At 44.7% G+C, this 12,640-nt stretch carries 11 protein-coding genes; 9 read left to right on the forward strand and 2 right to left on the reverse strand.

What is annotated here, in order from left to right; genetic code table 11:
* Positions 1–33: 33 nt before the first annotated feature.
* The 4 genes from NSS94_RS03920 to NSS94_RS03935 all read left to right on the forward strand — a co-directional run bounded on the left by NSS94_RS03920 (position 34) and on the right by NSS94_RS03935 (position 7,094).
* The gene (locus tag NSS94_RS03920) at positions 34–1,593 is read left to right on the forward strand and encodes an ABC transporter ATP-binding protein (protein ID WP_341040386.1); all 1,560 of its coding nucleotides are present in this window, start codon (positions 34–36) and stop codon (positions 1,591–1,593) included.
* A 172-nt stretch (positions 1,594–1,765) separates the two neighbouring features.
* Complete coding sequence (locus tag NSS94_RS03925) at positions 1,766–3,280, forward strand: MDR family MFS transporter (RefSeq protein WP_029515817.1); 1,515 nt, start codon at positions 1,766–1,768, stop codon at positions 3,278–3,280.
* A 610-nt stretch (positions 3,281–3,890) separates the two neighbouring features.
* Positions 3,891–5,390: a glycoside hydrolase family 68 protein gene (locus NSS94_RS03930; protein WP_341038710.1), complete on the forward strand. Its 1,500-nt coding sequence runs from the start codon at positions 3,891–3,893 to the stop codon at positions 5,388–5,390.
* Between the two features lie 111 nt (positions 5,391–5,501).
* Positions 5,502–7,094, forward strand: a complete 1,593-nt coding sequence (locus NSS94_RS03935; protein WP_029515815.1) for a glycoside hydrolase family 32 protein — start codon at positions 5,502–5,504, stop codon at positions 7,092–7,094.
* A 174-nt stretch (positions 7,095–7,268) separates the two neighbouring features.
* Here NSS94_RS03935 and NSS94_RS03940 read toward each other — a convergent pair whose 3' ends face one another.
* Positions 7,269–7,733 carry a MarR family winged helix-turn-helix transcriptional regulator gene (locus NSS94_RS03940; protein ID WP_013369372.1) on the reverse strand — a complete coding sequence of 155 codons (465 nt, stop codon included), beginning with the start codon at positions 7,731–7,733 and terminating at the stop codon, positions 7,269–7,271.
* Between the two features lie 289 nt (positions 7,734–8,022).
* Between NSS94_RS03940 and NSS94_RS03945 the strand changes: the two genes are divergently transcribed.
* The 4 genes from NSS94_RS03945 to NSS94_RS03960 all read left to right on the forward strand — a co-directional run bounded on the left by NSS94_RS03945 (position 8,023) and on the right by NSS94_RS03960 (position 10,711).
* Positions 8,023–8,457, forward strand: coding sequence for a hypothetical protein (locus NSS94_RS03945; RefSeq protein WP_029515814.1), 435 nt, complete (start codon positions 8,023–8,025; stop codon positions 8,455–8,457).
* 219 nt (positions 8,458–8,676) lie between these two features.
* On the forward strand, positions 8,677–8,862 hold the full coding sequence (locus tag NSS94_RS03950; RefSeq protein WP_029515813.1) for a hypothetical protein: 186 nt from the start codon (positions 8,677–8,679) through the stop codon (positions 8,860–8,862).
* Between the two features lie 18 nt (positions 8,863–8,880).
* Complete coding sequence (locus tag NSS94_RS03955) at positions 8,881–9,180, forward strand: spore coat protein (protein ID WP_165148387.1); 300 nt, start codon at positions 8,881–8,883, stop codon at positions 9,178–9,180.
* A gap of 190 nt (positions 9,181–9,370) precedes the next feature.
* Positions 9,371–10,711, forward strand: coding sequence for an amino acid permease (locus NSS94_RS03960; RefSeq protein ID WP_029515811.1), 1,341 nt, complete (start codon positions 9,371–9,373; stop codon positions 10,709–10,711).
* Between the two features lie 20 nt (positions 10,712–10,731).
* On the opposite strand, the gene NSS94_RS03965 is transcribed toward NSS94_RS03960, so the two are convergent.
* A complete protein-coding gene (locus tag NSS94_RS03965; RefSeq protein ID WP_029515810.1) occupies positions 10,732–11,364 on the reverse strand; it encodes a LysE family transporter in 633 nt (210 codons plus the stop codon).
* Between the two features lie 303 nt (positions 11,365–11,667).
* Between NSS94_RS03965 and NSS94_RS03970 the strand changes: the two genes are divergently transcribed.
* A complete protein-coding gene (locus tag NSS94_RS03970; protein WP_318627583.1) occupies positions 11,668–12,639 on the forward strand; it encodes an SIS domain-containing protein in 972 nt (323 codons plus the stop codon).
* Position 12,640 lies beyond the last annotated feature (1 nt).

The raw sequence follows: 12,640 nt of genomic DNA on the forward strand, positions 1-12,640 counted from the left end.
TCTTCAACAATGGGGATCGAGGATATTTCAGTTATGAATGAACATAGCGATTATAATTCGAACAGTAAAATAGCCGTATCCTTGAAGAATTTTGGCTATCGGTATGATGATCAGGTGGAGCCAGCGTTACATGGCCTGACACTGGACATTGCGGTGGGCGAGCATGTAGCCATTGTCGGAGCCAGCGGAAGTGGAAAGTCTACGCTATGCCAGCTGCTTCATGGCGGGTTATCCCGTTCTGGCGAGGGCGAACGAACGGGTGAGTTGACCGTGTACGGGATGGACCCCGATACCGCTGATTTGGCTACTGTCGCCACCACTGTCGGCGTCGTGCTTCAGGACCCGGATGCCCAGCTGGTGCAGGGAATCGTCGAAGACGAGATTGCTTTTGGGCCGGAGAACCTGCGCGTGCCTCCGGCAGAAATAGCGCAGCGCATTGCCGCTGCGCTGGAGGCCGTCGGCCTAGCTCCCGAGCGCGACTCCTTCGTGCGGCGCCTCTCGGGAGGCCAGCGCCAACGCACCGCGATTGCTGCGGTACTGGCGTTGGAAGCGCCGCTGGTCGTGTTCGACGACGCAGCTGCGCAGTTAGACCCGCCGGCTGTCTGCGACTTCGTCCTGTTATGTCGGCGGCTCCATGCCGAAGGCCGGACGGTAGTTACCGCGTCCGGCCGCATAGACGATGGCGCACGGGCAGCGCAGCGCATCATCGTCCTGAAGGGCGGGACCGTGCAGCTGCAGGGTCCGCCCGAAACGCTGCTGCGCGAACATGGTGCGCAGCTGGCCGCCTTGGGGCTGCTCCCCTCTTCCGCAGAGAGGGGAGACGTGCCGCGTGAGCCGGGCGCGAAGCCCGGGTCAGCGGCGGACCGCGCTGGACAGCCGTTGCTGGAGGTGAAGGGATTGCCCTTCACCTACCCCCGCAGCCAGCGCCCGGCGCTCAAGGGCGTGAGTCTTGCCCTTGCACCTGGCGAACGAGCCGTGCTGTTGGGCGAGAACGGCTCGGGTAAAACCACGCTCGGCAAGCTGCTCATGGGCCTACTCCCTGCACCGAAGGGGTGCATGTGGTGGGAGGGGCAGGATATGGCGAAGCTGCCCATTCACCAGCTGGCTACCGAAATCGGCTATGTGTTCCAGCAGCCAGAGCATCAGTTTGCAGCTGCAACGGTGTGGGAAGAGTGCTTGTACAGCGTTCGCGCCAAGCTTGGTTTACGGACCGGGGAGCCAGTTCCCGCCGCATATGTGGAACGGGCGCATCACTTGCTGGCTGCCGCCAGGCTGGAGCACAGACTGGATGCCTCCCCGTATCTGCTAAGTGGAGGCGAAAAAAGGCTCTTGAGCGTTGCAGCACAGTTTATCTTGCCCAAAAAGCTCTACATTCTGGATGAGCCTACCGCAGGAACGGATTACGAAGGGGCGAATATTCTGCTCCGTATGTGCACAGAGCAGTCTACCGAAGGCGCGGCATTCCTGATCATCACCCACGATATACAGGTAGCTGAACGCTTTGCCAGCCATGTTCTTCGTATGGAAGAGGGGTATCTCTATAAAACGGAAAATAGCTGGAATGATCATACGATTACAGTTGACAAAAATTAAGGATATGTAGACAATAATATATATACATCGTACAAAACAGGCGGCCTATATAGGCCGCCTGTTTACGATTATACAGTGCGGGTAATCATCCATCTGAGAGGGAAAACTGCACAGATACAACACAGTTTTTATAAGGAAAGGATTTGTGATTTGCTTGGGAGACGATAAACCTATGAAGCGCGGACTCGTGCTGACAGGTGTTCTATTGGCCACTTTTTTGGCCGCAATTGAAGGAACGGTTATCGGTCCAGCGGGACCGACGATTGTTAGTGAACTGGGCAGCGTGAATTTGCTCAGCTGGATTTTTACGGCATATTTACTGACGATGGCTGTGACCACACCTATTTTCGGAAAGCTTAGCGATTTGTTTGGACGAAAACCCATTTTTTTAATCGGTTGTTCGTTGTTTGTACTTGGCTCTTTACTTTGTATGATAGCTGGTACTATGGAGCAGCTTATTATCTACCGGGCCATTCAGGGGATTGGTGCGGGTGGTGTCATTCCCGTTACCTTTACCATCATCGGTGATATATACAAAATGGAGGAACGTGGCAAAGTCCAAGGCATGATCAGCTCAGTATGGGGAATTTCTTCCCTGATCGGGCCACTCTTGGGCGGTTATGTGGTCACCTATTTTGGTTGGGAGTGGATTTTCGGCTTTAACGTTCCCTTTGGATTGCTGGCTATGTTCTTCATCGCCCGTTACTTGCATGAACAGGTAAGCAAGCGTACCGCACGTATCGACGTACCCGGAGCGGTTACCTTTACCATCGGGATGACGGCTCTCTTGCTCGTATTGGCACTGGGCGGACAGTATATCGGTTGGGCTTCTCCTGAATTGCTGGCCTTGGCTGCCGTAGCCATTTTGTTCCTGATTCTGTTTTTGGTTATCGAAAAACGCGCTCAGGAACCGATGGTGCCACTAAAGTTATTTCGGATACGGGATATCGCTTTTTCCTGTGCCGCAGCCCTGTTAGTCAGCACCCTGCTGATCGGATTGACTAGCTATCTTCCACTATGGATTCAAGGTGTATACGGTGGGGATGCCGCTTCATCTGGTCTCGCATTGGCTCCAATGTCCATAGGCTGGCTATTTGGCTCTATGATCGGAGGACGCATTTTGCTGACGCTGGGCTCGCGTCGAACCTCATTGATTGGACTGACCCTGATTGTATTGGGAGCCTTCGTCATGACCTTGATGGGCCAAACGGCTCCAATCTGGCTGCTCTTCCTGTCTACATTGTTGTATGGACTGGGATTCGGTTTCTCGATAACTGTGTTTACGATTATTGCCCAGTCCTCGGTCGGGTTCCAGTTGCGTGGCGCGTCTACAGCTTTGAATACATTCCTGCGCACGTTGGGGCAAACGATCGGGGTTGCTGCCTTCGGTTCATGGCTGAATTATCGCATTGCTGCCCAGACAGCAGAAGGACAGCTTACACAGCAAGGGGTTACGCAGGAGGATATTAACGGTCTGCTTGCACCTCATGCTTCACAGAGTCTAAGTGACAAGGTTGCCGGATTGCTTCGTTCTGTACTGGAAAACAGTCTGCATTCCCTGTTCGTTATCATGGTCGTTATTGCAGTGATTAGCTGGTTTGTCGTGCTCGGACTGCGGAACCGTCCGCCGGGTACGGAAGAAGAGGCAGATCAGCGCGTAAAGACACCACAAAGAGAACACGCATAAAAAATAATATAAATCTTTCATTATAAAAGAGATAGCCCGGACCTTTGAATAAAAGTCCGGGCTATCTCTTTATTCAAAGGTCTCTCCTCCTAATGATTCAACAAAAAAACACCTCGCTTAGGACCAATAAATTTCCCAGCATACAAAAAGGAAATAAAAATCCCCTTGAGACTGCGATATATTCATATGGTATAGGTAACAAAATAGTAAAAAAGTCTTAAGAAATTGTAACAAAAAATTTGTTTCTGGATGGAGCTGTAGGGTACTAAGGAACTATTTTTTTGAACCCGCTTACAAATTGGGCTTTGTATGATTTATTTTAGAATGATTTTGCATGTGAATGAAGCAACCAAGCTAGCAATATGAAACACGGAAAAAAATCAAGCAGCAAATTTTTCTGAATGTAATAAGAATGAAAAAAAAGGGATTTTCAGAAAATTACTAGGAAAATATGAGGATGAAATTCATAGAGTAACCTGTTTTCTTATCTCACATAATAGGGCTTTTCAGTCTATATCAATCGTTTGACATACCATATAAAATGGCCCTACCAACCAAAAAGTTGGTTTTCAAATCTAGAAGCATAATTAGATTAAGGGAGATGGAGTACTTGAAGTTTAACAAATGGTTCAGTAAAGCAGCCACTGCAACAGTAGCAACTACCTTGCTGTTAGGAGGCGGCGTTCAGGCTTTTGCCGAGGAAAATGATGCATCTGATCTCAAAACAGACAATGCATTTACGCAAATTACGCGTAATGACATGCTGAATATTTTCAAACAGCAAGGCAAAGAGAAATATGAGGTTCCGTCCTTCGATGCGTCTACAATTAAGAATATTCCTTCTGCTATTGGTCGCGACAGCTCAGGCAAGCTGACTGATTTTGATGTCTGGGACTCTTGGCCGTTACAAAATGCCGATGGCACAGTAGCCAATTACAAAGGGTATAATATCGTTTTTGGATTGGCAGGCGATCCTAAAAGAGCAGAGGATACATTTATATATCTGTTCTATCAAAAAGCGGGTAATACCTCGCTGAGCGGCTGGAAAAATGCCGGAAGAGTATTTAAAGACAATGATAAATTACTTGCCAACGATCCGATTCTAAAAAATCAGTCAGAAGAATGGTCCGGTTCTGCTACGTTAACCTCTGATGGACAAGTACGTTTATTTTATACCAGCAGACAGCCCTTTGAGCCAAGTAACCAACTATACGGCAAACAAACCTTGAGCACGGCTCAAATTAATGTCTCTCAGCCTGATGACAAGACACTGAAAGTAGATGGAGTCGAGGATTTGAAATCGATCTATGACGGTGGAGATGGGAAAACCTATCAAAATGTACAGCAAAGCGTCGGAATAGATATGGACAACCATACGTTTAGAGACCCTCACTATGTCGAGGATCAAGGCCACAAATATATTATATTTGAAGCCAACACAGGAACAGAAACCGGCTACCAAGGCGAAGATTCGCTTCAAAACCCAGCTTATTATGGCGGCAATAAGAAATTCTTCACGGAAGAGCAACAAAATTTGTTGCAAAGTCCCAAGAAAAGGGGAGCTGAGCTGGCTAACGGCGCACTGGGCATCGTTGAATTGAATGATGATTATACGTTGAAAAATGTAATGCCTCCTTTGATTGCTTCCAATTTGGTAACAGATGAAATTGAACGGGCAAATGTGTTCAAAATGAACGGTTTGTGGTATTTATTTACGAGTACGAGAGGTTCCAAGGTGACTGTAGATGCGATCGGTGACGATGATATTTACATGCTGGGTTATGTTTCTACTTCCTTGACAGGGCCTTATAAACCCTTGAATGGAACCGGTCTCGTTCTTCATCAGGATCTGGATCGTGATGATATTACCTGGACGTATGCCCATTTTGCTATCCCGCAAGGCAAAGGCAATAACGTAGTCGTTTCGAGTTATATGACCAATCGCGGGCTTTTCCCGGATCACAAATCTACTTTCGCACCAAGCTTCCTGCTGAATATTAAAGGCTCGAAAACCTCTGTTGTGAAAAACGGTATTTTGGAGCAAGGGCAAATCACGATTGATCCAACGAATGACAAAAAAGAATCTCCAAATGAGTATGGAAAGAAATAAGTAGGTATATGTAATGCAGTATGTCCGAAGGCGGTAGATTGGTAGCAACCCGATCTGTCGTCCATCGGGCGGTACATAACGATGCAATGAGAGGTAAGGAGGATCGTCATAATGAAAAAAAAAACTCCCAAGAGCATTTGGATACGATCCGTTGTAATCATCACAGGCTTAACTATATTCATAGCTATGGGTTGGAGTATGTACCAACAGGATACAGCCGAACCCCCAAAATCTGCTGCAACTCCAAAAAGTCAAGCTAAACAAAGTAAGCATACAACACCGACCTATCGGTCAGCCTATCATTTTACCGTTCCGGATAAGTGGAAGAATGACCCCCAACGGCCCATTTATTTCGATGGAAAATATCATTATTACTATTTATACAATCGTGACTATCCCAAAAAGAACGGTACAGAATGGCGACATGCCACATCAACCGACCTGGTTCATTGGAAAGATGAAGGGGTGGCGATTCCCAAATATACGAACCGGAATGGAGATCCTTGGTCCGGTTCGGTCGTGATCGATGATAAGAATACCGCAGGTTTTGGAAAAGGGACGCTGGTAGCCATTGTGACACAGCCCTCCGCAGATGGCGGAAAGCAGGAACAATTTTTGTGGTACAGTAAGGATAACGGCAAGACGTTTACTTCTTACCGCAACAAGCCTGTGATGTCCAATCCCGGTACAAAGGACTTCAGAGATCCCAAAATCATCCGGGATACTGGGCGTAATCAATGGATGATGGTCATGGCAGAGGGAACGAAGATTGGCTTTTATAAGTCTAAAAATTTAAAGGATTGGCAGTTTACGAGTGGCTTTCAAACGGAAAATATCGGGCTTGTGGAATGTCCTGACCTTTACCAGATGCGTGCAGATGATGGAACCTATCAATGGGTTTTGGGCGCGAGCGCCAATAGCAAACCAACAGGCGGACCCAACACGTATGCCTACTGGACGGGAGATTTTAATGGAGAAGCATTTCTCCCTGATCACAGTGAACCTGAGTGGCTGGATTATGGGTTTGACTGGTATGGTGCAGTTACGTTCGAGGAAGGAAAAGACAAAGATAAATACAGTCACCGTTATGCTCTGGCCTGGATGAATAATTGGGATTATGCCAATAACACGCCTACCCTAAAGGAAGGCTTTAATGGAATGGATTCGATTGTTCGTCAAATTCGGTTGAAGCATACAGCAGATGCTGGGTATCGCTTGGTTTCACAGCCAGTAAAAACTTTGGAACGATTCCAAACTTCTACGAAATCATTTGGACAGATCAAAGTAGACGGTGTTTACTCGCTTCCGGTAGCAGGCGATACCTATCAGTTAGAGGCGGATGTATCTTGGTCAACGATCAAAAATGCGGGACTGAGGCTTCGAGAGTCAGCAGATGGCAAGCGCCATGTGGATGTCGGTGTTTCGGTGGATGGGCAATACTCCTACGTAAATAGAGCCAATACCGGACATCCGGATCAGAGTGGGAAATATGTAGAGAGCAAGGCGCCTTTTGATGCTAATAAGAAAAAGGTCCACCTAAACATTCTCGTCGATAAAACCAGCATTGAAGTGTTTGTAGATGATGGAGAAGTAGCTTATTCCTCCTTAATATTTCCACGATTAGAGGATCAGAAAATTACTCTTTTTTCCGATGGCGGTCCGGCTATGTTTAACAATGTAGTGGTCAAACATTTTAGTCGATAGCAGATACTTATGTTGCTCGTAAGCTTGGGCATATTTCGCTCTATTCAGGTATATAAAAAGTCCACCCATGAATATAAGGGTGGACTTTTCTAGTATAAATCTAATCTACGTTTAGCACAGCTAAAGATTGTTCATTTCTTCACAAATGTTTGTTTGCTAAAATTACTATACATTCTATTTGTGATAAGGTGACAGGTTATCAGCGCTACGACCCAATTTTTTAAGCAAGCCGATGAGTTGATCTCTTTCTGTTTCACTGATTCCGCTAAAGGCACGTTCAATCTGACGTGTATAATCAGGATAAATTTCGTCCATGACACGTTGTCCCTCGTCCGTCAATTCTGCATATATAATCCGACGATCTTGGTCGCACGGGTGACGGTGCAAATAACCGCGACTTTCCAGCTTGTCAATAACATAAGTGACATTTCCGCTTTGCAGAAGCAGCTTTGCTCCAATTTGTTGGATTGGCTGCGCGCCCTTGTGATATAAAACTTCCATCACGGCAAAGGCCGTTGGGTTGAAGCCCACCGTTTTGATGCCAGCAACCGCATGTTCGTTTACACTTTTGAATGACTTGGCAAACACGCTATACAAATGCATGGATTGCTGTGTCACCAATGTTCGGTAATCTATCATCTTCATTCCGCCTTTATGTATGGATTTGGGCATCCTTTGACCGCTCGGCTCGGATGACCGGGCAACCATACCCTTGTTACTAGCATAAAGGGATTTACATAGCGAAAACATGCGATTTGTCACAGTAGCTGCTTTTTTAACTATTTAATTTCAAAGCATTAAAGTAAATTTTTGAAAAATAAAGGATTTGAATGTAAAAATACTGTTCTGGTTGGTTATATTAAAAAAGAACATACCTAACCTAATGAACAAATTAACAAAATAAGCTAATTTAGAGGAGATGAAACACATGGATACGGGTTCTTTCCGTTTTCAATTTCGTGATCCGCAGCAAGCTGCTCAAGCCTGTGAAACATTAAAGGAAATTGGATACTCTGCCAGCACGAACGGTGACACAGGTCTCAATGTACATATTGAGAACCAAGATGTACTGTCTGCATTGGAAATTTGCCAAGCCTATGAAGGAAGCATGATTGAGGTAGGGACTCTTTTCTCTAAACCGGATGAATATCCCGGTTTGCAAGGAAATATAGGTGTACATAATCCAGGTTATAGCCCGGAAGACTGGATTATCCCAGCACATACGATCAACGAAGACTGGAGCGAAGCTTATAAAAATGGCTCCTCTCAAACGTACACTAATACGACGGAGGAGCACAATGTCAGCTCTGATCCTCAACCCGAGGACGATGTGGATGGATTTTCTGGAAGCATCCATACCTAATTTTATCCTAAAAATCATGATTAGAAATTTGAGTCTTCACTGTCCAGCACATTTTAAGGAAAAGTTCCTATAAGACCATGGATTATTGTGGCTTTGAAGGAGCTTTTTTTTGTGTGAGAAAAACTCAGTTAGAGCTTTTGCCAGAACTGAAACTCTGCAGGATTTGCATAAATAGCAGCGATAGCAGGGAATAACAATTTCAGAAAGGAGGTCTTGACCATGCAAAAATTAGGAGTTCACGAAAAATTGGAATTACATGAGCTGCTTACATTTAAAACAACTTGTCTCACAAAAGCCCAAACCATGATTCCTTTAGTGTCAGACACAAACTTAAAAAACATTTTGCAGCAGGATGTCAACGGTGGTACACAAGATATTCAACAGCTTAGAAATCTACTTGTGTAATTTTAAAGGAGGATTAACGTGAACTCTTTTGTTGAGAATATGACTGGAACGAGTCCCATGAACGATCAGGTGATTGCTTCTGATTTATTAATTTCAGCTAAAAGCGGAATTAAGAACTATGCTCTTGCGCTGACAGAGTCAACCAGTTCGGAAGTTCGCAATGTTCTTTGTGACCAATTGAGCAAAGCGGTTAATCTTCATGAACAAATCTTTAATTACATGAAGAACAACGGTTACTATAACGCTTATGATCCGGAGCAGCAAATACAAATGGATATTCAAAATGCCGATAAGGCCCTTTCTTTATCTAAAGTTTGATCGTTTGAGTTTCACTTAACCCCTCGGACAATTTTATACATTTACAAAGCACCAGTAAACCTTAACGGGGTTCTGGTGCTTCTTTATTCATAAATAAAGCCAAGTCATGCTTCACATGAAATATGGTGAAATAGGCAATCTTAAAATAGAGAACTCGGTCTCAAATTCAGGAATAGGGTGATTCTCTTTTATGGGTAAGTCTTCGGATCGTATGCAAAAAGAAAAAAAACTAAAATGGTGGCAACTAAGCTTGTTAGGAGTTGCAGGTACCATCGGTACAGGATATTTCCTCGGGTCCGGCTTAGCGATTTCCATCGGTGGCCCAGCCGTACTCATTGCATACTTTTTGGCAGCGGTGGGAACGTATGTGGTGTTTGACGCCCTTTCGCGCATGACGGCAGATCATCCAGAACAGGGCTCTTTCCGTTCCTATGCCCAAAAAGCATTTGGTAATTGGGCAGGCTTCGGTAGTGGCTGGGTGTATTGGTTCTCAGAATTGCTTATCAATGGGAGCCAACTAACGGCGCTATCTATATTCTCACGCTTCTGGTTTCCTCAGGTACCGATGTGGATTTTTGCGGCAGGCTTCGGGATTTTAGGACTTGTGATTGTTTTTTTTGGTAACAAGGGTTTTGATCGAGTTGAAAATGTATTGGCTATTATTAAAATGGCAGCTATTGTTATGTTTCTGGTCTTGGCCGTTGCTCTTTTGGCAGGCTGGATCGGAGGAGGAAAATATAATCCAAAGTTCCCCATCAGTTACAAAGACTTTTTTCCTACCGGCGGTATGGGATTATGGTCATCTTTTATTTTTGCCTTTTATGCATACGGAGGTATTGAAGTGCTCGGAATAATGTCTAATCGGCTTCAAAAACCGGAGGATGCACCTAAAGCAGGAAAAGTAATGTTGATGACGCTCGTTGTAGTATATGTGCTTTCGATTGGTCTGGCTGTGTCTATGGTACCCTTAAGTGCCTTTAACCCGAAAGAAAGTCCATTTGTGCTTGCGCTGAGCAGCGATCATCTGGTTTTTGTACCTCATTTATTTAATGGAGTGCTTATTATTGCAGGGTTCTCAACAATGACAGCCTCCCTATATGCAGAGACATCTATGATGATTACACTTGCACAGGAGGGAGATGCGCCCACATTGTTTTCACGGAAGTGGAAGGGCAAATATCCTCTGTATGCACTTAGTTTGATCTCCGTTGGATTAATCTCAGCCATCGTAATGTCGTTGCTGCTGCCGGGAAAAGTGTATGAATATATTACAACAGCTGCAGGGTTAATGCTGTTGTATAACTGGTGCTTTATTTTGCTGTCTTCAGGTAAGTTACTGAAATCGAGCACATCTAGCAACATTAAACGCTGGGTTGGATTATTGTTGATAGCTATGGCTGTGGTCGGATCCTTTTTTCATAAGCTTAGCCGTCCTGGGGTTTACATCAGCTTACTTCTGGTCTTGTTCATTGCAATATGTGACCTCATTGTACAATGGGTTCGCCGAAAGCACGCCAAGGAATCTCGTTAACTTTGTCAGGGAGTTAATCGTCAGTGTAAAAAAAGTAATTGAAATGCCTGTACACCAAAATAAAAACCAAAACCGATAAGAGATAATCCAGACATCCAAGAGATGGTTTTAAGTAATCCGGTTTTTAGAAACCTCCGGAAAATACTTGAAGCGGCTGCCATGGTTACGTCCCAGAGTAACACACCTAATACAATCGCTCCGCTAAAGATCATTAGCTGTTGTACTGGATATGTATTAGCGACGTTGGCCAGTATGGACCCGTAAATGCCAAGCCAGAAAAGGATGGAGAGAGGATTAAATAATGACATCAGGAAGCCTGCCAAAAATGAATTGGTTAAGGTATTGCCATTTCCCCTTAATTCAGATTCTGAAATCACACCTGCATTTTTGATGCTTTCAACACCTGTATACACAAGTACGAAAAAACCAAATAACCATAAAAAAGCTTTAACAAACGGGGCATTGAGAAGGTGGATCATTCCCAAATAGACAAGCAGCATATAGATTATATCTGCGGTTATTGCCCCAAGCCCGATAAACCAAGCATGCCAAAATCCATTCTTAATACCTCGATCCAACTGTGCAGCATTAATCGGCCCAATGGGGGCCGAAAGTGACAGACCGAGAAAAATATAACTGATAAATGTATTAATGGTGTTTTCCTCCTTGATTTTTTATGGGCTGTTATGTACTTGTCTACTTTAGTTTATTCGGACAAACCCATGGGTAAGACCAATTTTTTGCGTATTTTGTAGGTGTAATCTCGTTATGACCAAACACTCAATAAATCAAATCCCAATAGGAGCTCTAATTCTTCGACAAAAGGATTAGAGCTTTTTGAATGCAGAGTATTAAAAGTTCATTGAATAAATGGGCTTGACACTTTTGGTGAAAGCGCTTATATTTATCCCATAAACAATACGTTATATAACGTTATATAAAAAGGAGAGGTAAAAATGATGAATGTACAACAGACGGTTCAGACGATTTATGAACAATCAAGTGGAGAGATTTCTGAGGTTTATTTAGTAGCTTGCGGGGGCTCATTAGTCGATATGTATCCCTCAAAATATTTCTTGGATAGTGAAGCAAAGAAGCTGGTAGCAGGCATGTATACAGCAAATGAGTTTGTGCACGCGCTGCCAAAACGATTAGGTAAAAACTCAGTTGTCATCGTGTGTTCCCATGGAGGAAACACGCCGGAATCGGTTGCGGCTACTAAATCAGCCAAAGAGAAAGGCGCTTACACCATCGGCTTAACCCACAATAGTGAAGCGACACTGCTCAAATATTCTGATTATTCATTCCTCTACGAGTGGGGAGATGAGAGCGATGTCAAAAATAACCCGATGGCTATTATTTTGGAGCTTACTGTTGAGCTGCTTCAAGTCGCTGAAGGCTATGTGCATTATCAAGCTTTCCAGAACGGCTTGGGAGCAATCAATGGAATTATTAACAGGGCCAAAATACAAGTCGAACCGCGTGCCAGTGTATTCGCTGACAAATACCGCAATGAAGATCTCTTCTATATCCTGACCAGCGGAGCTTCTTATGGACATGCCTACGGATTTGCTATCTGTTCTCTAATGGAAATGCAATGGCTTCATGCGGCTTCAATCCATTCCGGTGAATTTTTCCACGGTCCGTTTGAAGTAACGGATAAAGAAACTCCATTTATTCTGATGATCAACGAAGGACGCACACGGGCATTGGATGAGCGGGCACAGACTTTCCTGAATCAATATGCCGAGAAAGTAGAAGTGATCGATGCGAAAGAGCTTGGAATCGGAACCATTGCTGACGAGGTTGTCGAGTTCTTTAACCCGGTTTTATTTTATAGCATTGTATGTGTTTATCGTGAAGCACTCGCAAATGTACGCAATCACCCACTGGAAACTCGCCGTTATATGGGCAAAGTAGCTTACTAAG

The organism is Paenibacillus sp. FSL L8-0644 (genome assembly GCF_038008165.1).
Taxonomy (GTDB): Bacteria; Bacillota; Bacilli; order Paenibacillales; family Paenibacillaceae; genus Paenibacillus; species Paenibacillus polymyxa_D.